Source organism: Streptomyces sp. NPDC050704 (assembly GCF_040654355.1).
GTDB lineage: Bacteria > Actinomycetota > Actinomycetes > Streptomycetales > Streptomycetaceae > Streptomyces.
The window spans coordinates 1-20,745 of the sequence record NZ_JBFAHW010000158.1 but is presented as its reverse complement, the minus strand read 5'-3'; the positions used below and the strand labels follow the sequence as shown (position 1 = coordinate 20,745).

18 protein-coding genes are annotated in these 20,745 nt (G+C 71.5%); 9 read left to right on the top strand and 9 right to left on the bottom strand.

Going from position 1 to position 20,745, the window contains the following annotated elements; all coding sequences use genetic code 11:
• Positions 1-184 precede the first annotated feature (184 nt).
• The 3 genes from AB0I18_RS47030 to AB0I18_RS47020 form a co-directional block, all read right to left on the bottom strand.
• Positions 185-667, bottom strand: a complete 483-nt coding sequence (locus AB0I18_RS47030) for an EamA/RhaT family transporter (RefSeq protein WP_363111987.1) — start codon at positions 665-667, stop codon at positions 185-187.
• Positions 668-844: 177 nt separating this feature from the next.
• Positions 845-1,135 carry an SH3 domain-containing protein gene (locus tag AB0I18_RS47025; RefSeq protein ID WP_363111990.1) on the bottom strand — a complete coding sequence of 97 codons (291 nt, stop codon included), beginning with the start codon at positions 1,133-1,135 and terminating at the stop codon, positions 845-847.
• A 105-nt stretch (positions 1,136-1,240) separates the two neighbouring features.
• Positions 1,241-1,588, bottom strand: a complete 348-nt coding sequence (locus tag AB0I18_RS47020; RefSeq protein ID WP_363111986.1) for a peptidase — start codon at positions 1,586-1,588, stop codon at positions 1,241-1,243.
• A 143-nt stretch (positions 1,589-1,731) separates the two neighbouring features.
• Between AB0I18_RS47020 and AB0I18_RS47015 the strand changes: the two genes are divergently transcribed.
• Entirely contained in the window at positions 1,732-3,906 is a 2,175-nt protein-coding gene (locus AB0I18_RS47015; protein WP_363111985.1) for a PQQ-binding-like beta-propeller repeat protein, read from the top strand.
• Positions 3,907-4,060: 154 nt separating this feature from the next.
• Here the strand turns inward: AB0I18_RS47015 and ilvD are convergent, their stop codons facing one another.
• The 4 genes from ilvD to AB0I18_RS46995 form a co-directional block, all read right to left on the bottom strand.
• The gene (ilvD, locus tag AB0I18_RS47010) at positions 4,061-5,917 is read right to left on the bottom strand and encodes a dihydroxy-acid dehydratase (RefSeq protein WP_363111984.1); all 1,857 of its coding nucleotides are present in this window, start codon (positions 5,915-5,917) and stop codon (positions 4,061-4,063) included.
• 166 nt (positions 5,918-6,083) lie between these two features.
• Positions 6,084-6,698 carry a TetR family transcriptional regulator gene (locus AB0I18_RS47005; RefSeq protein ID WP_363111983.1) on the bottom strand — a complete coding sequence of 205 codons (615 nt, stop codon included), beginning with the start codon at positions 6,696-6,698 and terminating at the stop codon, positions 6,084-6,086.
• Positions 6,695-7,519 (bottom strand): sugar phosphate isomerase/epimerase, encoded by an 825-nt coding sequence (locus AB0I18_RS47000; RefSeq protein WP_363111982.1) that lies wholly within the window; start codon positions 7,517-7,519, stop codon positions 6,695-6,697. Before AB0I18_RS47000 ends, AB0I18_RS47005 begins: the two co-directional genes overlap by 4 nt.
• A gap of 200 nt (positions 7,520-7,719) precedes the next feature.
• A complete protein-coding gene (locus AB0I18_RS46995; protein ID WP_363111981.1) occupies positions 7,720-8,652 on the bottom strand; it encodes a Ppx/GppA phosphatase family protein in 933 nt (310 codons plus the stop codon).
• A gap of 191 nt (positions 8,653-8,843) precedes the next feature.
• On the opposite strand from AB0I18_RS46995, the gene AB0I18_RS46990 reads away from it, so the two are divergent.
• Positions 8,844-9,599: a hypothetical protein gene (locus tag AB0I18_RS46990; RefSeq protein WP_363111989.1), complete on the top strand. Its 756-nt coding sequence runs from the start codon at positions 8,844-8,846 to the stop codon at positions 9,597-9,599.
• A gap of 156 nt (positions 9,600-9,755) precedes the next feature.
• Here the strand turns inward: AB0I18_RS46990 and AB0I18_RS46985 are convergent, their stop codons facing one another.
• Positions 9,756-11,675 carry a hypothetical protein gene (locus AB0I18_RS46985; protein WP_363111980.1) on the bottom strand — a complete coding sequence of 640 codons (1,920 nt, stop codon included), beginning with the start codon at positions 11,673-11,675 and terminating at the stop codon, positions 9,756-9,758.
• A gap of 232 nt (positions 11,676-11,907) precedes the next feature.
• Here AB0I18_RS46985 and radA point away from each other — a divergent pair, with 232 nt between their 5' ends.
• Both radA and disA read left to right on the top strand, forming a co-directional pair.
• Complete coding sequence (radA, locus tag AB0I18_RS46980; RefSeq protein ID WP_363111979.1) at positions 11,908-13,317, top strand: DNA repair protein RadA; 1,410 nt, start codon at positions 11,908-11,910, stop codon at positions 13,315-13,317.
• A gap of 70 nt (positions 13,318-13,387) precedes the next feature.
• On the top strand, positions 13,388-14,512 hold the full coding sequence (gene disA, locus AB0I18_RS46975) for a DNA integrity scanning diadenylate cyclase DisA (RefSeq protein WP_363111978.1): 1,125 nt from the start codon (positions 13,388-13,390) through the stop codon (positions 14,510-14,512).
• A 274-nt stretch (positions 14,513-14,786) separates the two neighbouring features.
• Here disA and AB0I18_RS46970 read toward each other — a convergent pair whose 3' ends face one another.
• A complete protein-coding gene (locus AB0I18_RS46970; RefSeq protein ID WP_363111977.1) occupies positions 14,787-15,632 on the bottom strand; it encodes a hypothetical protein in 846 nt (281 codons plus the stop codon).
• Positions 15,633-15,791: 159 nt separating this feature from the next.
• Between AB0I18_RS46970 and AB0I18_RS46965 the strand changes: the two genes are divergently transcribed.
• From AB0I18_RS46965 to cseC, 5 genes are all read left to right on the top strand, one after another.
• Positions 15,792-16,730 carry an A/G-specific adenine glycosylase gene (locus AB0I18_RS46965; protein ID WP_363111976.1) on the top strand — a complete coding sequence of 313 codons (939 nt, stop codon included), beginning with the start codon at positions 15,792-15,794 and terminating at the stop codon, positions 16,728-16,730.
• A gap of 269 nt (positions 16,731-16,999) precedes the next feature.
• On the top strand, positions 17,000-17,557 hold the full coding sequence (locus tag AB0I18_RS46960) for a SigE family RNA polymerase sigma factor (protein WP_363111975.1): 558 nt from the start codon (positions 17,000-17,002) through the stop codon (positions 17,555-17,557).
• Positions 17,558-17,586: 29 nt separating this feature from the next.
• Positions 17,587-18,210: a hypothetical protein gene (locus tag AB0I18_RS46955; RefSeq protein WP_363111974.1), complete on the top strand. Its 624-nt coding sequence runs from the start codon at positions 17,587-17,589 to the stop codon at positions 18,208-18,210.
• Between the two features lie 146 nt (positions 18,211-18,356).
• Complete coding sequence (cseB, locus tag AB0I18_RS46950; RefSeq protein WP_363111973.1) at positions 18,357-19,076, top strand: two-component system response regulator CseB; 720 nt, start codon at positions 18,357-18,359, stop codon at positions 19,074-19,076.
• 183 nt (positions 19,077-19,259) lie between these two features.
• On the top strand, positions 19,260-20,555 hold the full coding sequence (cseC, locus tag AB0I18_RS46945; RefSeq protein WP_363111988.1) for a two-component system sensor histidine kinase CseC: 1,296 nt from the start codon (positions 19,260-19,262) through the stop codon (positions 20,553-20,555).
• The last annotated feature ends 190 nt before the right edge of the window (positions 20,556-20,745 follow it).

The following is a 20,745-nucleotide window of genomic DNA, read 5'->3' as shown; positions in this document are numbered from 1 at the left end:
CCCTTACACCCAGCACACGCCATACGATTGTTCCGTCTTGGTTACTGGTGTTCCGACGTGTGATATTCCTTTCGGCCTCGTCCTCAAACGCCGGACGGGCTGGGGGTGCGCGGGCGGGCTGGGGGAGTGCGCGGACGGGCTGGAGGGGCCTGAGCGGGCCGCAAAGGAGGAGGGACTCGGCTGATCAAGGGTGTTGTCTGCGTGCGGGGTTGCCTCTGCGGCGGGATGTGCGGCGTTCGTACTGGGCGCGGGCTGTCTCGTATTCGGCGCGGTGGAGTTTTTCGCCTGGGGCTTCTACGAGGGAGCGGACGAAGTACGCGGTGAGGGTGCCGAGGAAGCCGATGGTCAGGAGGCCTCGGAGGGAGGACTGGGTGTCGGGGCTCGGGCGTTTGTTGTAGCTCTCCCAGGTGTGGCGGAAGGCGATCGCACTGCACACGGCGAACATCACGACGACCAGGAGGCTGACGAAACCGCCCACGGCTGCGATCTCCAGGCCCTCGTACGCGAAGCGGAGGATCAGGCAGCTCGCCACGGTCGTGGCGAGGGAACCGGCGGTCGCGGCCGCGCGGCGGGCCCGGTAGCCGCCGTCGTGATCCACCCAGGTTGTTCCGAAGAAGCGGATCGGTTCGGGGCGGGGGCCTGCGGGGGTGCCGGTTTCGTCGCTCACCGCTTGATTATCGCCTCGGCCCGTGGGCCGGGTGGCGCCAGGGCCGAGGCGATTCTCGGGGCTCGTCCCTTCCCAGGGTCCCGGCTCGGAGTCCGGACTGGTCCCGAGGGGCCGGATGCGGCGGTGGCACTCGGGCTCGGGCCGAAGGTTCGGATTCCGGTCAGGGAGACAGGGGGCTCAGGAGCAGCGAGCTGCTACATACCCGTCGCTGCCCGTGTCCACGTACGCGTCCGAGATGTACTCACCGTTGTCGATGTTGTCCCAGATGTTGCTCGTGCCGTAGGGGCCGGTAATCGTCTCGCCCGGGCGCTGACAGTAGATCCGGACCTTGGCGCCCTCGGACAGAACGCGGATCACGGTGTAGTCGGTGCTCGGCCCACTGCGGACGTTCACTCTGTAGCCGGGCGCGACCGAGTAGTACCTCGCGTCCGCGGCGGCGCTCGCCGTCGTCGGCGAGCCCATGACCATGAGGAGCGCCGAAACCCCCGCACCCGCGATCAGCGTGCGTCTTCCCTTGCCGACCTTGCCGAACTTCATGTGTGTCCCCTCCCGAGTCTCATGCCACTCCATGCGTCAGGCGCAGCGAGGTGCTACATACCCGTCGCTGCCCGTGTTCACATACGCGTCCGAGACGTACTGGCCGTTGGCGATGTTGTCCCAGAGGTTCGTCGTGCCGTAGGTGCCGGTGATCCACTCGCCGGGCTTCTGGCAGTTGATCGGCACTCGGGAGCCGAGCGGCAGCACCTTGATCAGCTGGTACTGGGTGCCGGGGCCGCTGCGGACCTTCAGCCGGATGCCCGGAGCGACCGGGTAGCGGACCGCCAGCGCCTCCGTGCTCTCCGCGGCTGCGAGCGTCTCGGTCGCCTCCGCCGCCTCCGCCGCTATGCCTTCGACCGTGTTCGTTCCGTCCTCAACAGCCATTCTGGTCTCCCCCGTTGATGTTTTTGTCCTGTCGACGCCTTTCACACGCGACGCGCGCAGGCTAGCAAGCCCGTCCGACATCGCACGCACCATCGACTAGGCTCCGTGCGTCGCGCTTGCGGACACAGACACGGGGGTGGGCAATGGCCCCGCTGCGCAGCTTCGGATCCGGCCAGGAAGCGGAACACCCGGAATACGCCGGGCAGTACCGCCTTGAGTCCTGCCTGGGTGCGGGCGGCATGGGTGTGGTGCATCTCGCGACGTCCGCTTCCGGTCTGCGTCTCGCCATCAAGGTCGTGCATTCCGAGTACGCGGCGGACCCCGAGTTCAGGGCCCGTTTCCGGCAGGAGGTGAACGCCGCCCGCCGGGTGAGCGGAGCCTTCACGGCCCCCGTGGTGGACGCGGATCCGAACGCCCGACTACCGTGGATGGCAACCCTGTTCATACCCGGCCCCACCCTCGCCGAGCAGGTGAAGCGGAAGGGTGCGATGGAGCCGGACGAGGTGCGCAGGCTCGGAGCGGGACTGGCCGAGGCGCTGCGCGACATTCATCGCGCCGGAGTGGTCCACCGGGATCTCAAGCCGAGCAACGTACTGCTCGCGCCCGACGGTCCCAAGGTCATCGACTTCGGGATATCGCGGCCTACGGACAGTGATCTGCGCACGGAGACCGGCAAGTTGATCGGTTCGCCGCCCTTCATGGCGCCCGAGCAGTTCCAGCGGCCGAGGGAGGTCGGACCGGCGGCCGATGTGTTCGCGATGGGGGCGGTGCTCGCCCACGCGGCGACGGGGCGCGGGCCCTTCGACTCCAACAGCCCGTACATCGTCGCGTACCAAGTGGTGCACAACGAGCCGGACTTGGCCGGTGTCCCGCACGATCTGGTGCCGTTGATCCTGCGCTGCCTGGCGAAGGATCCCGCCGAACGGCCCGTGCCCGCCGAGGTGATGGACGCCCTGCGTCAGCCGACGGCCACCTCGGCGCCGCGCATTCCGGCCCAGCGACGTCCTCCCGAAGAGACGCATGTCGCCGGGAGCCGGTCGCCGGAGCCGACCACGGCCTCGGCCTCGGCCACGCGCAGTCGCCGCCGGCTCAGATGGGCCCCGGCCGTCGGCGTCGCGCTCGTGCTGGCCGTCGGAGGCGGCCTGGGCATACGGGAGTTGGCCTCGTCCGACGCGCCACCGAAGGCTCCCGTCAAATCAGGCGCCGAAACCTTCCGGCCGTGGAGCACGACACTCGGCGGAGACCGGACGCAGGACACGCCTCCGGCCTGTACGTCAGGTGGGGGCGCCCTCTACTGCACCGCACCGGGGGTTCCGGCGGCACGGCTCGATGCCGTGGACGGCCGGGTCGTCTGGTCGTACAAGGAGAAGAACGAGGACAAGGGCACGGAGAAGGGCACGGAAGAGGACGCCGACGGGAGCGCGAACGGCGGCTCTTCGGAGGACGCGACGGCGTTGCCGGAGTTGTCCGGCGGGCTGCTGCACATCGCGAGCGACGGTCGGCTCAGAGCGCTCGATCCCCGTTCGGGGAAGCAGCGTTGGGACGTCGACACCTCCGCGTACGCGGCTGTCGTGCACAGTGCGGACACCACGCTCCTGGTCGGAGAGCGTGGCGCCGTGCGGGCGCTGGACAGCGCGTCGGGCGAGGAGCGCTGGAGCGGGCGCATCGGCGGCCTGGGTACGCAGTGGATCAGCGGTTCGGGCGAGGCCGGAGTCCTCTATGCGGCGACGCCCTCCGCCGACGGATCCGTCACGCAGGTCAGTGCGGTGTCCGTGGAGCGGGGCTCGGTGTTGTGGACGAGGTCGGCGGCCGGAAACCTGAGTCCGTTCGCCGCGCCGGACGGGGCCGTTTACCTCATGTCGGCCAATGACCAGCTGGTCGACGCGATCGTCCGGGTCGACAGCGCGAAGCGGAGCGTCCGCCGCGTGTCCCTGCCGACTCCGCTCGATCAGGCCTCGGCCGCGGAGAGTGGCGGGATCGTGTATCTCAGCGACGTCGGGGGCTCACTGGTGGCTGTCGACACGCGCCGGGCCGGGGACGGCGCCGAGCTGTGGCGCCTGGAGACGTCGGTCAGCCGCCCGTCGCGGCCCGTGGTGTCCGGCGGCCATGTGTACGTCACCGCCCCTGACGGCCGCCTCCTCGCCACCGACGCCCGCACCGGCAAACCCCTGGGGCAGACCCGTCCTCGGCTCGGCGGGAACACGGCGCGCGTCGTGGCCGGGCTGCCCACGCCCGTGGTCGTGGGCGACCGGGTCTTCGGCAGCGCGCCGGACGGCAGCGTCTTCGCGGTGAACGCGCGCGAACCCGCCGGCTGGTGACCTCAGGCGTTCCGGACACGATGCCCGGAGCGAGCGGATTCGGAGTGAGTGGATTCGGAGCGCGTGGGCCCGGAGCGCGTGGGTCCGGCAAACGGCGAGCCCGCCCGGTGGTGAGGACCGGGCGGGCTCACGTATCTGGCTGGCGCCGGGCGGGCTAGCCGCCGAGCAGCGAGACGTCCCTGACGGCGCCCCTGTCGGCGCTGGTCGCCATGGCGGCGTACGCGCGGAGGGCGGCCGAGACCTTGCGCTCGCGGGCGACCGGGGCGTACACGCCGTTCAGGGCCTCGCGGCGGGTCGCCAGCTCCTCCTCGGAGACGAGGAGCTCGATGCTGCGGTTCGGGATGTCGATGCGGATGCGGTCGCCGTCCTGGACGAGGGCGATCGTGCCGCCGGAGGCCGCCTCGGGTGAGGCGTGGCCGATGGAGAGGCCCGAGGTGCCGCCGGAGAAGCGGCCGTCGGTGATCAGGGCGCAGGTCTTGCCGAGGCCGCGGCCCTTCAGGAAGGAGGTCGGGTAGAGCATCTCCTGCATGCCGGGGCCGCCCTTGGGGCCCTCGTAGCGGATGACGACGACGTCGCCGTGCGTGATCTGCTTCTTGAGGATCTTGTCGACGGCTTCTTCCTGCGACTCGCAGACGACCGCCGGGCCCTCGAAGGTCCAGATCGACTCGTCGACGCCGGCCGTCTTCACGACGCAGCCGTCGATGGCCAGGTTGCCCTTGAGGACCGCCAGGCCGCCGTCCTTCGAGTACGCGTGCTCCGCCGAGCGGATGCAGCCGCCCTCGGCGTCCTCGTCCAGGGCCTCCCAGCGCTCGGACTGGGAGAAGGCCTCGGCGGAGCGGACGCAGCCGGGGGCCGCGTGCCACAGCTCGATCGCCTCGGGGGACGGGGAGCCCGCCCGCACGTCCCAGGTCTTGAGCCAGTCCGACAGGGACGGGCTGTGGACCGAGTGCACGTCCTCGTTCAGCAGGCCCGCGCGGTGCAGTTCGCCGAGGAGGGCCGGGATGCCGCCGGCCCGGTGCACGTCCTCCATGTAGTACGTGCGGTCCTTCGCGACGTTCGGGGCGACCTTGGCCAGGCAGGGCACACGGCGCGAGACCGCGTTGATCTCGTCCAGGCCGAAGGGGACCTCCGCCTCCTGGGCGGCGGCCAGCAGGTGCAGGATCGTGTTGGTCGAGCCGCCCATGGCGATGTCGAGGGCCATGGCGTTCTCGAAGGCCGCGAGGGTGGCGACGTTACGGGGCAGGACCGACTCGTCGTCCTGCTCGTAGTAGCGGCGGGTGATGTCCATGACCGTGCGACCCGCGTCCTCGTACAGCGCCTTGCGGGCGGTGTGCGTGGCGAGGACCGAGCCGTTGCCGGGGAGGGACAGGCCGATGGCCTCGGTCAGGCAGTTCATCGAGTTGGCCGTGAACATGCCGGAGCACGAACCGCAGGTCGGACAGGCGTTCTCCTCGATACGGAGGATGTCCTCGTCCGAGATCTTGTCGTTCACGGCGTCGGAGATCGCGTCGACCAGGTCGAGCGTACGGACCGTGCCGTCGACCAGCGTCGCGCGGCCGGACTCCATCGGGCCGCCGGAGACGAAGACCGTCGGGATGTTGAGGCGCAGGGCCGCCATCAGCATGCCGGGGGTGATCTTGTCGCAGTTGGAGATGCAGATCAGGGCGTCGGCGCAGTGGGCCTCCACCATGTACTCCACGCTGTCCGCGATCAGGTCGCGGGACGGCAGGGAGTACAGCATTCCGCCGTGGCCCATCGCGATGCCGTCGTCGACGGCGATCGTGTTGAACTCGCGCGGGATGCCTCCGGCGGCGGTGATGGCCTCGCTCACGATGCGGCCGACCGGCTGGAGGTGGGTATGACCGGGCACGAACTCCGTGAACGAGTTGGCGACCGCGATGATCGGCTTCCGTCCGATGTCCGCGCCCGGTACACCGGAGGCGCGCATAAGGGCGCGTGCGCCCGCCATGTTGCGGCCGTGGGTGACTGTGCGGGACCTCAGCTCGGGCATCGTCGCTCGCTCCTTCGGAGAGTAATGACTCGTATCGAGCCTACGCCCGCCCGCCAGGATTCGGACAGCTGGTCCGGAATGCGGGACGCCTGTCTCGGTTTTCGGGTGCGGGTCGTGGTGGGTCGCGCACGCCCGTTCGGGGCGGCTGCCCGGCCTCAAGGGCTGGTCAAGGGCTGGTCAGATGGGCCTGGATCGCCGGGGCCACCCTGGCGATGATCTGTTCCGGGTCCGTGGAGGCCAGGGGTTCGACCTTGATCACGTACCTCAGCATCGCGATGCCGACCAGTTGGGCGGCGGCGAGTTCGGCGCGCAGTTCGGCGTCCGGGAGGTCGAGCTGGGCGGCGACCCGGCGCAGGATCTGGGTGGAGACGAGCCGCCGGAAGACCGCTGCCGCGGCCTCGTGGTTCATGGCGGAGCGGACGACCGCGAGCAGCGCCGAACGCGTCGCCGGGCTCTCCCAGGCCCCGAAGAAGAAGCGGGCCAGCCGTTCGCCGACACCGTCCAGGGGACCCTCGCCGATCGAGCCGGGGGCGTTCAGGAGCGGCCCGAAGACGACCTCGATGGACGCCTCGAAAACCTGCTCCTTGGTACCGAAGTAGTGGTGCACGAGCGCCGCGTCCACGCCCGCGGCCTTGGCGATGCCGCGTACGGACGTCTTGTCGTAGCCGCGCTCGGAGAACTCCTCCCGGGCCGCCGCCAGGATGCGGTCCCGGGCGGCGGGGACGTCCGCCGACTCCGTACGGGAGGGTCGTCCCCGGCGGCGGGGGGCCGCGCTGGTCATGAGCGCGGGACCCGGACGGCCGAGGCCAGGTGGAGCCGGGTGAAGGCGAGGGCCTCCGCGAGGTCGGCCTCGCGTTCGGCGCTGGACATGGCCCGGCGGGTGTTGACCTCGATGACGACATGGCCGTCGAAGCCGGACAGGGCGAGCCGTTCGAGCAGCTCGGCGCAGGGTTGCGTGCCGCGGCCGGGCACCAGGTGCTCGTCCTTGTTGGAGCCGTTGCCGTCGGCGAGGTGGACGTGGCCGAGGCGGTCGCCCATGCGGTCGATCATGTGCATCGCGTCGGTGCGGGCCGTCGCGGTGTGGCTGAGGTCGACCGTGAAGTGCCGGTAGTCCTCCTTGGTGACGTCCCAGTCGGGGGCGTACGCCAGCATCTCGCGGTCGCGGTAGCGCCAGGGGTACATGTTCTCGACGGCGAACCGTACATCCGTCTCGTTCGCCATCCGCCAGATCCCGGTGACGAAGTCACGCGCGTACTGGCGCTGCCAGCGGAAGGGCGGGTGTACGACGACGGTGGAGGCGCCGAGTTTCTCGGCGGCGGCCTGTGCGCGCTGGAGCTTGATCCACGGGTCGGTGGACCAGACGCGCTGGGTGATCAGCAGGCAGGGGGCGTGCACCGCCAGGATCGGGACCCGGTGGTAGTCGCTGAGTCTGCGCAGGGCCTCGATGTCCTGGCTGACCGGGTCGGTCCACACCATGACCTCGACGCCGTCGTACCCGAGGCGCGCGGCGATCTCGAAGGCCGTCGCCGTCGACTCCGGGTACACGGAGGCCGTGGACAGTGCGACCTTCGCATCCGGGATGCGCACGACTGGTTCTGCCACGGGGACAGGTTACGGGGTGCCTGTGTTGGTCGGGGAAGCGCGGTGGACGTTGGCCTGGGGGCGCCTGATCGCCGTGTGGGTTTGGGTCATGGGCGACTGCGGGTTGTGTGTGGCTGGGCGCGCCCACGCGGCGGAGCCGCACGATGACACAGCCCCGCGCCCCTGGAGGAGGGGCTGCGCCCCCTCCTCCAGGGGCTGCTCTACGCCGATGCCATGTGGTCCAGTCTCCGGAGGATTACGCCCTCCCGTAGTGCCCAGGGGCAGATTTCCAGGGTTTCGACGCCGAAGAGGTCCATCGCGCCCTCCGCGACGAGGGCGCCGGCGACGAGCTGGCCCGCTCGGCCCTCGGAGACGCCGGGCAGCTCGGCGCGCTGGTCGCTGGTCATCGCGGCCAGCCGCGGGACCCAGTCCTCCAGGGACCTGCGTTTGAGCTCGCGCTGGACGTAGAGGCCCTCGGCCGAGCGCGCGGCGCCCGTGAGCCGGGCGAGCTGCTTGAAGGTCTTGGAGGTGGCGACCACGTGGTCGGGCGTCCCGAAACGGCTGAACTCGCCGACCGTACGGGCGATCTGGGCGCGTACGTGCCGGCGCAGCGCCTTGATGTCCGCCGGGTCGGGCGGATCACCGGGCAGCCAGCCGGCCGTCAGGCGTCCCGCGCCCAGCGGCAGCGACACCACCGCGTCGGGGTCCTCGTCGATGCCGTACGCGATCTCCAGGGAGCCGCCGCCGATGTCGAGGACGAGCAGCTTGCCGGCCGACCAGCCGAACCAGCGGCGCACGGCGAGGAAGGTGAGCCGGGCCTCCTCGTCGCCGGTGAGGACCTGGAGCTCGACGCCGGTCTCGGCCCGCACCCGGGCCAGTACGTCGTCGACGTTGCTGGCCTCGCGCACGGCGGAGGTCGCGAACGGCAGCACGTCCTCGACGCCCTTGTCCTCGGCGGCCTCCAGGGCCTCCCGGACGACAGCGATCAGTTTGTCGACTCCCTCGGGGCCGATCGCCCCGCTCTCGTCGAGCAGTTCGGCGAGCCGCAGCTCCGCCTTGTGCGAATGCGCGGGCAACGGGCGCGCGCCTGGGTGGGCATCCACCACCAGCAGATGCACCGTGTTCGAACCCACGTCGAGGACACCGAGTCTCATGTACGGAACGCTACTGCGCGCACGGCCGTCAGCTGTCCCCGGAGCGGTCCTGGGCGACTTACCCTGGACGGGTGCCAAAGACGAAAAAGGCAAAGGCCGACAAGTCGGCAACCAAATCCGCCAGGGGTTCTGCCGCGGGTTCCGCTCAGGCGAAGGCGTCCAAGTCCAAGAAGTCACCGAAACAGGCCGCTGTGCCGGACGAGACGGGGCTCGACTTCGCGCGCGCGTGGGTGGAGTTCCCGGATCCGGCCGACGACGAGCAGGTCTTCCGCTGCGATCTGACCTGGCTGACCTCGCGCTGGAACTGCATCTTCGGCAGCGGCTGCCAGGGCATCCAGGCGGGCCGCGCGGACGACGGGTGCTGCACGCTCGGCGCCCACTTCTCCGACGAGGACGACGAGAAGCGCGTCGCCGGTCATGTGGCGAGGCTCACGCCGGAGATCTGGCAGCTCCACGACGTCGGCACGAAGACCGGCTGGGTCTCGAAGGACGAGGACGGCGAGCGGCAGACCCGCCCGTACCAGGGCTCGTGCATCTTCCAGAACCGCCCCGGTTTCGCAGGCGGCGCGGGCTGCTCGCTGCACATCCTGGCGGTCAAGGAGGGCCGCGAGCCCCTGGAGACCAAGCCGGACGTCTGCTGGCAGCTGCCGGTCCGCCGCTCGTACGAGTGGATCGACCGGCCCGACGACACCCGCGTGCTCCAGGTCACGATCGGCGAGTACGACCGCCGCGGCTGGGGTCCCGGCGGGCACGACCTGCACTGGTGGTGCACGTCGGCGACCTCGGCACACGGCGCGGGCGACCCGGTGTACGTCTCGTACCGGCCGGAACTCATCGAACTCATGGGCAAGGCCGGCTACGACCGCCTGGTCGAGCTGTGTGAGGAACGCCTGGCCTCCCAGCTACCCCTGCTGGCCCCCCACCCGGCAGACCCGGCTCGCCGCTGAGGGCCGGCCTTTCGCCCTTCGTATCGGGCCGCACCCCGTATCGCGCCGCACCGCGTATCGGCCGCGCCCTGTATCGGGCCGCGCCCCGTAAGGGGCGCGGGGAACTGCGCGACCAGCCCCCACCGACCCGCAGAGAAGAACCGGCAAGCAAAACCCTCAGCTCCCCGACGGGCTAGGCGCACCACTGTCACCGGGAGGCGGCGTAGAACCTCCGGAGGAGTCCGGCGGGGGCTCCGGCTCAGGATCGGACGGGCTCGGGCCGCTAGGAGTGGGCTCCGGCCCGGGATCCGAGGGCGCCGGGTCACTCGGCGTGGGCTCGGGGTCAGGGCCCGGCCCCGGATCGGACGGCCCGGGGTCGGAAGGGCCGGGCCCGGGATCGGACGGCGTCGGATCGCTCGGGACCGGCGGCTCCGGACGAGGGCCGGGCCGCGAAGGCCCCGCCGTCCCGTACCCCTGGATCGTGACCACCGCTCCCGCCGGCGCGATCGACACCCGCGCACTCCAGGGGCCCACCGGCTCGCGAAGGTGGTCGACGTACACCTTGATCGTCAACGACTCGCCGGGCTCCAGCGTTCCCGAGGACTGGCTCAGATAGAGCCAGGACGCCCCGGTCCGCGCGGACCAGCGGACCGGTGAACTCCCGGACGCCCTGAGGGTGATGAGCGTCGTGTCACCGCTGGAATCGGCCACTACGGAGAGGTCGCTTTTGCGGTGGCCCGGGGCCACGCTGATGACCTCCACGGAGACGTCGGGCGAGTGGCTCCCCGGGGAGAAGCGGGAGTCGGGCCTCGTGCTGGCGTTGCCGGCGTTCTCGTAACCGGGTGCCTCGTCGCCGAGCCCGTCGGGGCCCTGCGCCTCGCTCGCGGTGACCGGACGGCCGTCCATGCCCTCTCCGGTGAGGGGCGCGCCGCGGTAGGCCGCCCACAGGGCGAGCACCGGGGCCGCCACGACGGTGGCGACGACCGTGGTCGTGACGGCACGCGCGCGGAGGCGGTCGCGGCGGGCCGCGCGGTCCTTGGGGTCCATCGGGAAACCGCGCCGGTCGAAGCGCGGACCGCCGCCCCGCGCGCGCGGGAGGTGCGCCATCGCCATGTGGAGGGCCGCGCGCGGGGCTTCGAGTACGGGGAGCGCGGCGGGCGTGACGCTGGTGCCGGGCCAGGTGCCGGGGACCGCGCGCTCGGCGGTACGGCGGCAGCGCGGGCAGTCGTCGACGTGCCGGACCAGCTCGCGGCGCAGGGCCGTGCTGAGTACGAGGTGGTTGTCGCCGGTGAGCCGGGCGACGCCCGCGCAGGTACCGGTCTCGACGACGGCGAGGGCCGCGCGGGTGCGCTCGACCTCGCAGGCGGCCGTCGCGAGGAGTTCGCGGGCGGTGGCCAGGTCCATGCCGAGGACGGCGGCGACCTCGTGGGCGGCGAGCTGGTGACGCACGGCGAGTTCGAGCGCCTCGCGCTGTTCGGGTGTCGTACCGGCGGCCTCCGGCCAGGCCAGCAGGGCGAGTTCGCGATGCCGGCGGTCCTCTTCGGCCGCGGCGAGGAGGTCGGAGGTCTGGTCTCCCGGGCGGTGGGCGGTCTGGTCGCCGGGACGGTGGGCGGGGTCCGTGGTGCGGCGGGCGGTGGCGTGGGCTCCCTGGAACCGGTCCTCGGTGGTGATCCCTTGAGGCACGTACGCCCCTTGGGAGGCGCTCGCCCCTTGAGGCCTGCTTTCGTCGGCCGCGGCCGACGCGTCCCGGGAACGGCCGGACGCATGTGTGCCATGACGTTTCTGCTTGGCCTCGGCGAGCTTGCGCAGACAGGCCCAGCGGGCCAGCGCGTACAGCCACGACCTGCGGTCGTCGGGCGCCTCCGGGCCACGGGCGCCGCGGCGTTCGGCGAGCGCCAGGACGTCCCCGAGGGCGGCGGTCGCCGTGTCGTGGTCGCACAGCACGGACAGGCAGTAGGTGAACAGGCCGTCAAGGTATGGCTCGTAGCGCGCGGGCGGGCGCTGCGCCAGTGCGTGCGCCGCCGCCCGGTCGCGAGCGGCACGGTGCGCCCGGTGTGCGCCGGTGGTGTGCGTGGAGGTCTCCGGACTGCTGCTCATCACCCGTGCGACCGTAGGGGCCGGGTGGTGGCCCCTACTTCCCGCTTGAGCACATTTAATCCGTACGGGTGAAACGATCCCTCATAAGGGGACACTGGCCTGTGCGCACGTGGCGCGATCCCGCCGGGCCGTGGCCGGTTTGTGCGAGGTGTCCGGGTATCGGCATCCGGTGCGGGCCGCGCTGTCGGTGCTGTGGATCGCGTTGTCAGTGCCGCCGGTTACGGTTTCCGTCATGGCTGCCCGTACGAAGACCGCGAAGGACCGGCCGTCCTACCGCTGCACCGAGTGCGGCTGGCAGACGGCCAAGTGGCTCGGCCGCTGCGGCGAGTGCCAGGCGTGGGGGACGGTCGAGGAGTACGGCGCGCCCGGGGCTCGTACGACGGCTCCCGGCCGGGTCACCACGTCGGCGCTGCCCATCGGCGAGGTCGACGGCCGTCAGGCGACCGCTCGTTCGACCGGCGTGCCCGAGCTGGACCGCGTACTCGGCGGCGGGCTCGTCCCCGGCGCGGTCGTGCTCGTGGCGGGCGAGCCGGGCGTCGGCAAGTCCACGCTGCTCCTCGACGTGGCGGCCAAGGCGGCGAGCGACGAGCACCGCACGCTCTACATCACGGGTGAGGAGTCGGCGAGCCAGGTCCGCCTGCGCGCCGACCGCATCAAGGCGATCGACGACCACCTGTATCTGGCGGCGGAGACCGACCTGGCCGCGGTCCTCGGCCACTTGGACGCCGTGAAGCCGTCCCTCCTCATCGTCGACTCCGTACAGACCGTGGCCTCTCCGGAGATCGACGGCGCGCCCGGCGGCCCGTCCCAGGTCCGCGAGGTGGCCGCCGCCCTGATCCGCGCCTCCAAGGAGCGCGGCATGGCCACGCTCCTTGTCGGCCACGTCACCAAGGACGGCTCCATCGCGGGCCCCCGTCTCCTCGAACACCTCGTGGACGTCGTCCTGAGCTTCGAGGGCGACCGGCACGCCCGCCTGCGCCTGGTGCGCGGAGTCAAGAACCGGTACGGCACGACGGACGAGGTCGGCTGCTTCGAACTGCACGACGAGGGCATCACCGGACTCGCCGACCCCTCCGGCCTCTTCCTCACCCGCCGCACCGAGCCCGTCCCCGGCACCTGCCTGACCGTCACCCTCGAAGGCCGCCGCCCTCTGGTGGCCGAGGTCCAGGCGCTCACGGTGGACACCCAGATCCCCACCCCGAGGCGTACGACATCCGGTCTGGAGACCTCCCGCGTCCAGATGATGCTGGCCGTCCTGGAGCAGCGCGGCCGGATCAGCGCCCTCGGAAAGCGCGACATCTACACCGCGACGGTCGGCGGTGTGAAGCTCACCGAGCCCGCCGCGGACCTCGCGATCGCGCTCGCGCTGGCCAGTGCAGCGAGCGACACCCCGTTGCCCAAAAATCTCGTCGCGATCGGTGAAGTGGGCCTCGCGGGCGAGGTCAGACGGGTCACGGGCGTGCAGCGCAGACTCTCCGAAGCCCACCGCCTGGGCTTCACCCACGCCCTCGTACCGGGCGATCCGGGCAAGATCCCGCCCGGCATGAAGGTCCTGGAAGTGGCCGACGTGGGGGACGCTCTGCGGGTCCTTCCGAGGTCGCGTCGGCGAGAGGCCCCACGGGAGGACGAAGAGCGCCGGTAGACTTTGCGCAGGTCTCGCCCGTCCGTACGAACCGAGGGCGCCCCTAAACACCTGCGACCGGAGGAGTGCAGTGGCAGCCAACGACCGGGCGGCAGCTCCCGGAAAGTCCGGTGGGAGCTCCGGTGCCGAAGGGCTGATGCGCGCCTCACTGAGCGCAGTGGCACCCGGCACGGGTCTTCGTGACGGCCTGGAGCGGATCCTCCGCGGCAACACCGGCGGGCTCATCGTGCTCGGCTGGGACAAGACCGTCGAGTCGATGTGCACGGGCGGATTCGTCCTGGACGTCGAGTTCACGGCGACCCGGCTGCGCGAGCTCTGCAAGCTCGACGGCGGCATCATCGTCGACAAGGACATCACCAAGATCCTGCGGGCCGGGGTGCAGCTGGTCCCCGACCCGACGATCCCCACCGAGGAGACGGGCACCCGTCACCGCACGGCCGACCGGGTGAGCAAGCAGGTCGGCTTCCCGGTCGTCTCCGTCTCCCAGTCCATGCGCCTGATCGCGCTGTACGTGGACGGACAGCGCCGGGTCCTGGAGGACTCGGCCGCGATCCTCTCCCGGGCCAACCAGGCCCTGGCGACCCTGGAGCGCTACAAGCTCCGCCTCGACGAGGTCGCGGGCACGCTGTCCGCGCTGGAGATCGAGGACCTGGTCACCGTGCGGGACGTGTCGGCCGTGGCCCAGCGCCTGGAGATGGTGCGCCGGATCGCCACCGAGATCGCCGAGTACGTGGTGGAGTTGGGCACCGACGGGCGTCTGCTCTCGCTCCAGCTGGACGAGTTGATCGCCGGGGTCGAGCCCGAGCGGGAGCTCGTCGTACGGGACTATGTGCCCGAGCCGACCGCGAAGCGCTCCCGCACGGTTGACGAGGCCCTCTTCGAGCTCAATGCGCTCGCTCACGCCGAGCTGCTCGAACTGCCTACGGTGGCGCGGGGGTTGGGGTACACGGGTTCGCCCGAGACGCTCGACTCTGCGGTTTCGCCCCGCGGGTTCCGGCTGCTGGCCAAGGTGCCGCGGTTGCCCGGCGCGATCATTGACCGGCTGGTCGAGCACTTCGGGGGGTTGCAGAAGCTTCTCGCTGCCAGCGTGGATGACCTGCAGACGGTTGACGGTGTGGGTGAGGCTCGGGCGCGGAGCGTTCGGGAGGGGCTTTCGCGGCTGGCGGAGTCCTCGATCCTGGAGCGTTACGTGTAGGTTCCGGCGGTTTGGCGGGGCTGTAGTTTTGCGTTGTGTTCCGGGTGCGGGTGGGTGGGGGCTGGGCGCGCAGTTCCCCGCGCCCCTAAAAGCCCCGGGTTCCGTTGAGTGCCTCGTGCGGGTTTGTGGGGGCTGGGCGCGCAGTTCCTCGCGCCCCTTAAAAGCCCGGGGGCGCCTGAGTTCCTCGTGCGGGTGAGTGGCGCGGCGGAGCCGCACATGCCACAGCCCGCGTCTCTGAAGGGGCGCCCGTGTCCCGCTTGCCTCTCGGGCTCGGCTAGTCCTTCTTCAGGACGAATGATGTCTGGGTCTTTGTCAGGCCCGGGGTTTTTGCTTCGACCAGGTAGGTGCCCGGGGTTGCCGCGCCCGCCGGAGGGGTCGCGCACTGCGGGGCGCTTGCCTTGCGGTCCCACTCGACGGTGTGGGTGACGCTGTCGTTCGCCGGGATGCGGAGGAGGATGCTGGCGGCGCCCGTCGGGCAGTCGGCGGAGGACCAGATCTCGTCGTCGCTGCCTGCCTGCGTGATCGTCAGCACGGCGTGCTTCGGGCCGAGATCGAGCTTGCAGTCGGTGGCGGAGGAGTTCCTGGCGATCAGTTCGAGGGTGGGGTCCTCGCCGGGCGCGTACTCGTTGTTGACGCTGCGCAGCGTCAACTTCACGGCTCCGGCGGTGCAGTTGGGCAGACTGGAACCGGCCGGGAGCGTGTCGCCGGAGCCACCGCCGCCCGCACCGGCCGCCGCGCCGCCGCCGGAACCGGACCCTGATCCGGACCCGGACCCGTCCCCGCCGGAACTGGATCCGGCCGAGCCGCCCGAGCCCGCCGTGCCACCGGACTCCCCCGACCCGTCCCCGCCGCTCCCGCCACCCGCGCCGCTCGACTCCTCGCGCCCGCCCGGGGCTTGGCTGATCGCGGGCCCGGAGCCGGAGGGGCCCGGGGTGATCGAGGCCGTGGGGTTCTTGCCGTTGGACCCGTCGGCGTTGTTGTCGTTCCCGCCACCGCCGCCGGAGGTGAGCACCCAGGCGATCAGCAGCGCCAACACCGCCAACATGGACAGCAGAACGGCCCTCCGTCGCCAGTAGATGGAGGAGGGAAGCGGCCCGACCGGATTGCGCAGAGATCCCACGGCGCAAACTGTACGAGAGATCCGGGAGTTCGCTGGCCCCACCCGCCGCCTTAAACCTCAACTTTTCCGGATCATCATTCCGGACGACGGCCGCCCACCCCTGTCTTGCGTCAGGCCGAACCCACGCGCCCCCGCTCGCATGGCAGGATCGGAAGGGCCATGACTGTGCCCACGAAGCTCACAAAGCCCACATCCAGTGTCCCGGCCGGCGTGCCCGACGCGTCCGGCGATGTCCTGCACGCCTCCGTCATCGACTGGTTCGAGGAGAACGCGCGCGACCTGCCGTGGCGGCGGTCCGATGCCGGGCCGTGGGGGGTGATGGTCAGCGAGTTCATGCTGCAGCAGACGCCGGTGAGCCGGGTGCTGCCGGTGTACGAGCAGTGGCTCGCCCGCTGGCCGCGCCCCGCGGACCTGGCCGAGGACGCGCCCGGCGAGGCCGTCCGGGCCTGGGGCCGGCTCGGTTACCCCCGGCGTGCACTGCGGCTGCACGGCGCGGCGGTCGCCATAACGGAGCGGCACGGCGGCGATGTGCCGACGGAGCACGCCCAGCTCCTCGCGCTGCCCGGCATCGGTGAGTACACGGCGGCGGCCGTCGCCTCCTTCGCGTACGGGCAGCGGCACGCCGTCCTCGACACGAACGTGCGGCGCGTGTTCGCGCGGGCCGTCACCGGTGTCCAGTACCCGCCGAACGCCACGACCGCCGCCGAACGCAAGCTCGCCCGGGCCCTGCTGCCCGAGGACGAGCAGACGGCCTCGCGCTGGGCCGCCGCCTCCATGGAGCTCGGCGCGCTCATCTGCACGGCGAGGAACGAGAGTTGCGTACGGTGTCCGATCGCGGCCGCGTGCGCGTGGCGGCTCGCCGGGAAGCCCGCCCACGAGGGCCCGCCGCGGCGCGGCCAGACGTACGCGGGCACCGACCGGCAGGTCCGCGGCCGGCTCCTCGCCGTACTGCGCGAGGCGGTCGCCCCGGTCCCGCAGTCGGTCCTCGACCGGGTCTGGGACGAACCCGTGCAGCGCGCCCGCGCCCTGGACGGCCTGGTCGCCGACGGCCTGGTCGAGCCCCTCGCGGGCGGCCTCTACCGGCTCCCGCTGAGCTGACCCACAGGTCGCTGCAAGCTCGGTGACAGTTCCCCGCAACAACTCCCGGCGGACGAATCACCCCACACCCGCCCCAACCACCGCCTCGCTTTACCCATCTCCTACTTCCGTTACACAACCGACGGACAGCCGAGCGCTCCCCGCAGGCTCGCTCGGACAACCCCGTGACAACACCTCCGTAACTTCGGTGTCGTACCGCGGAACAGCGGTACGGCAGCAGCGGAGAACCGGCAGCGGGCAGGTCGGAAACGGGGACGGAGGCGGTTGTAATGGCGCAGGGCGAGGTGCTCGAGTTCGAGGAGTACGTGCGTACCCGGCAGGACGCGTTGCTGCGGAGCGCACGCCGTCTGGTCCCGGACCCGATCGACGCCCAGGACCTTCTCCAGACCGCGCTCGTACGGACGTACGGCCGCTGGGAGGGCATAGCCGACAAGCGCCTCGCGGACGCCTATCTGCGCCGCGTCATGATCAACACGCGTACGGAGTGGTGGCGGGCCCGCAAGCTGGAGGAGGTCCCCACCGAGCAGCTCCCGGACGCGAGCGTTGACGACGCCACCGAGCAGCACGCGAACCGCGCGCTTCTGATGGACATCATGAAGGTGCTGGCGCCGAAGCAGCGCAGCGTCGTGGTGCTGCGACACTGGGAGCAGATGTCCACGGAGGAGACGGCCGCCGCCCTCGGCATGTCGGCCGGAACGGTCAAGAGCACGCTGCACCGGGCGCTCGCCCGGCTCCGCGAGGAGCTGGAGAGCCGGGCCTCCGCCGAACACGACGAGCTCGGCGCACGCGCGCCGGAGCGTGAGGAGCGGGAGCGTTGCGCGGCCTAGGTACAACGGCCCCACGGGCCCCCGGGGCCATGAAGGCGGTGATCACGGCAGTGGCCGCGCTCGCCGCCCTCGGCCTTTCGGCCTCCGCCTGCGGCACCGGTGGCACCGGCGCCCGGGACGAGGGCCCGGCCCTGTCCGACTCGGTGGCGTCGGGCGCCGGTCAGGCCTCCGCCGCCACACCCTCCGCGCCCGCTTCCGCGACCCCGGTCCGGGTGAACGCGGTCCGGCTCGTCAAGGACGACCCGACCGTCAGCGCGGCGGTCAAGCGCGACCTGAAGCCGTGCGTCGCCGACGAGTACCCGGTCGACGTGTCGTACGGCGACCTGACCGGCGGATCCGCGGACGATGTCGTGATCAACGTGATGACCTGCGGCGACGCGGTCGGCGTGGGCTCGTACGTGTACCGCGAGGCGGGTGGCGGGTACGAGAACGTCTTCCGGGCCGAGGAGCCTCCGGTCTACGCGGAGATCGACCGCGGCGACCTGGTGATCACCCAGCAGGTGTACCGGAAGGGCGACTCGGTGGCGTATCCGTCCGGCGAGGAAGTGATCACGTACGGCTGGGCGGAGAGCCGCTTCACGGAGCGGGACCGGATTCGCAGCGACTACAGCAAGGCGGCAGGCGGCGAGACGCCGACCCCGGCCGCGGACTGAGCCCTCCGAGGCTCCCCCCGCGACTTCCGCGACTTCCGCGACTTCGAACCTCCAGACCTGCAGACTCGCAGTGACCGACCGACCGACCGACTGACTGAACCGACCGAACCGACTGACCTGACCGACCGAGAAACTGAGAGCACCGGATGGCAGAGCAGACCCACGTCCTGTTCGTCGAGGACGACGACGTCATCCGCGAGGCCACCCAGCTCGCGCTGGAGCGCGACGGCTTCGTGGTCACCGCCATGCCCGACGGCCTGTCCGGGCTGGAGGCGTTCCGCTCGAACCGCCCCGACATCGCGCTCCTCGACGTGATGGTGCCGGGCCTGGACGGCGTCTCGCTGTGCCGCCGGATCCGCGACGAGTCGACGGTCCCGGTGATCATGCTGTCGGCCCGCGCCGACTCGATCGACGTCGTCCTGGGCCTGGAGGCGGGCGCCGACGACTATGTGACGAAGCCCTTCGACGGGGCCGTCCTGGTCGCGCGCATCCGCGCGGTGCTGCGGCGCTTCGGGCACGCGAGCGGCCCGCGGTCCGCCACCGGGTCCGAGGACGTGTCGTCCGGTGCCGTCGGTGGCGTGCTGTCCTTCGGGGAGGGCGAGCTGGAGATCGACACCGAGGGCATGGAGGTACGCAGGAACGGTACGCCGGTGGCGCTGACGCCCACAGAGATGCGGCTGCTCCTGGAGTTCTCGTCCGCGCCGGGCACGGTCCTGTCGCGCGACAAGCTGCTGGAACGGGTGTGGGACTACGGCTGGGGCGGCGACACCCGGGTCGTCGACGTCCATGTGCAGCGGCTGCGTACGAAGATCGGCCAGGACCGGATCGAGACGGTCCGCGGTTTCGGCTACAAGTTGAAGGCCTGAGCGGGGACCATGCGGGGGACGAGTATCAGCCAGCACACGGGCGGTGGGCGCGTGCCCGATGAACTGGTCGGCGGGGGACGGGGACATGGGCCCGGTGAACCGGTCGGCGGTCACCGGCTCGGCGGGCTCGGAGGCAGTGGGCTCGCGGGCGGTGGGGGTGGGCGCGGGCGGTTCGGGCGCCTGATACCGCGTACGGGAATCAGGTGGAAGCTCAGCGCGGCGATCGCCGCGGTCGGGGCGCTGGTGGCCGTCGCACTGAGCCTGGTCGTGCACAACGCCGCCCGGGTCTCGATGCTCGACAACGCGCGCGACCTCGCGGACGAGCGCGTCCAGATCGCGCAGCGGAACTACGAGTCGTCCGGTCGGGCGAACTTCCCCGGCATCAAGATCGACGACCCGGACCTGCCGAAGGACCTGCTGGCGAAGGCCAGGGCCGACCGCCGGGCGACCTATGTCACGGAGAGCCCCGACGGCGTGCCGGACATCTGGGCCGCCGTGCCGCTCAAGGACGGCCGGATCCTGTCGCTGCACACCGGGTTCACGGACCGCAGCGCCGCGATGCTGAACGACCTCGACGAGGCGTTGCTCATCGGTTCGATCGCGGTCGTCTTCGGTGGCTGCGCGCTGGGCGTGCTCATCGGCGGCCAGCTCTCGCGACGGCTGCGCAAGGCGGCCACGGCGGCCCGTCGGGTCGCGCAGGGCGAGACGGACGTACGGGTGCGGGACGCCATCGGCGGTGTCGTACACGACGAGACGGACGACCTGGCGCAGGCCGTGGACGCGATGGCGGAGGCGCTGAGCCAGCGGCTCGAGGCCGAGCGGCGGGTGACCGCCGACATCGCGCACGAGCTGCGCACACCGGTGACCGGCCTGCTCACCGCCGCCGAACTGCTGCCGCCGGGCCGTCCCACGGAACTCGTACGGGACCGGGCGCAGGCGATGCGTACGCTCGTCGAGGACGTCCTGGAGGTGGCCCGGCTGGACAGCGCGACGGAGCGGGCCGAGTTGCAGGACATCATGCTGGGCGAGTTCGTGAGCCGGCGGGTGGCCGCCCGGGACGCCGACATCGAGGTGCGGGTGGTGCACGAGTCGGAGGTCACCACCGATCCCCGCCGTCTGGAGCGGGTCCTCATCAACCTTCTGATCAACGCCGCCAAGCACGGCAGGCCGCCCGTCCAGGTCACGGTCGAGGGCCGGGTCATCCGGGTCCGCGACCACGGGCCCGGCTTCCCGGAGGAACTGCTCGCCGACGGGCCGAGCCGGTTCCGCACCGGCAGCACGGACCGGGCGGGCCACGGACACGGCCTGGGCCTGACCATCGCGGCCGGCCAGGCGCGTGTGCTGGGCGCGCGACTGACGTTCCGCAACGTACGACCCCCCGGGGCGCCGGAGGGTGTGCCGGCGGAGGGGGCGGTGGCGGTGCTGTGGTTGCCGGAGCATGCGCCGACGAGTACGGGCAGCTATCCGATGCTGCCGTAACGCTCCGCTGGGGGCGGGTGCCTTGTCTGCGGGCCGGTGGGGGCTGGTCGCGCAGTTCCCCGCGCCCCTGAAGGCGGGGCTGCGCCCCTGCCTTTCAGCCCGTCCGGCGTTTGAGGACGAGGCCGTTCAGGCCGATAGGCGGGGGTCTGGGGGCGCAGCCCCCAGGGATGGGACGGGTAGGGGCGGCGGG

What these genes read in the sequence shown, in the direction of transcription:
- AB0I18_RS46995 (WP_363111981.1), bottom strand. Translation starts at nt 8,652, where the DNA reads ATGAGACTCGGTGTCCTCGACGTGGGTTCGAACACGGTGCATCTGCTG.
- AB0I18_RS47005 (WP_363111983.1), bottom strand. Translation starts at nt 6,698, where the DNA reads ATGACCAGCGCGGCCCCCCGCCGCCGGGGACGACCCTCCCGTACGGAG.
- AB0I18_RS46965 (WP_363111976.1), top strand. Translation starts at nt 15,792, where the DNA reads ATGACTGTGCCCACGAAGCTCACAAAGCCCACATCCAGTGTCCCGGCC.
- AB0I18_RS47020 (WP_363111986.1), bottom strand. Translation starts at nt 1,588, where the DNA reads ATGGCTGTTGAGGACGGAACGAACACGGTCGAAGGCATAGCGGCGGAG.
- AB0I18_RS47025 (WP_363111990.1), bottom strand. Translation starts at nt 1,135, where the DNA reads ATGGTCATGGGCTCGCCGACGACGGCGAGCGCCGCCGCGGACGCGAGG.
- radA (WP_363111979.1), top strand. Translation starts at nt 11,908, where the DNA reads ATGGCTGCCCGTACGAAGACCGCGAAGGACCGGCCGTCCTACCGCTGC.
- AB0I18_RS47015 (WP_363111985.1), top strand. Translation starts at nt 1,732, where the DNA reads ATGGCCCCGCTGCGCAGCTTCGGATCCGGCCAGGAAGCGGAACACCCG.
- ilvD (WP_363111984.1), bottom strand. Translation starts at nt 5,917, where the DNA reads ATGCCCGAGCTGAGGTCCCGCACAGTCACCCACGGCCGCAACATGGCG.
- cseB (WP_363111973.1), top strand. Translation starts at nt 18,357, where the DNA reads ATGGCAGAGCAGACCCACGTCCTGTTCGTCGAGGACGACGACGTCATC.
- AB0I18_RS46955 (WP_363111974.1), top strand. Translation starts at nt 17,587, where the DNA reads ATGAAGGCGGTGATCACGGCAGTGGCCGCGCTCGCCGCCCTCGGCCTT.
- AB0I18_RS46960 (WP_363111975.1), top strand. Translation starts at nt 17,000, where the DNA reads ATGGCGCAGGGCGAGGTGCTCGAGTTCGAGGAGTACGTGCGTACCCGG.
- AB0I18_RS46985 (WP_363111980.1), bottom strand. Translation starts at nt 11,675, where the DNA reads ATGAGCAGCAGTCCGGAGACCTCCACGCACACCACCGGCGCACACCGG.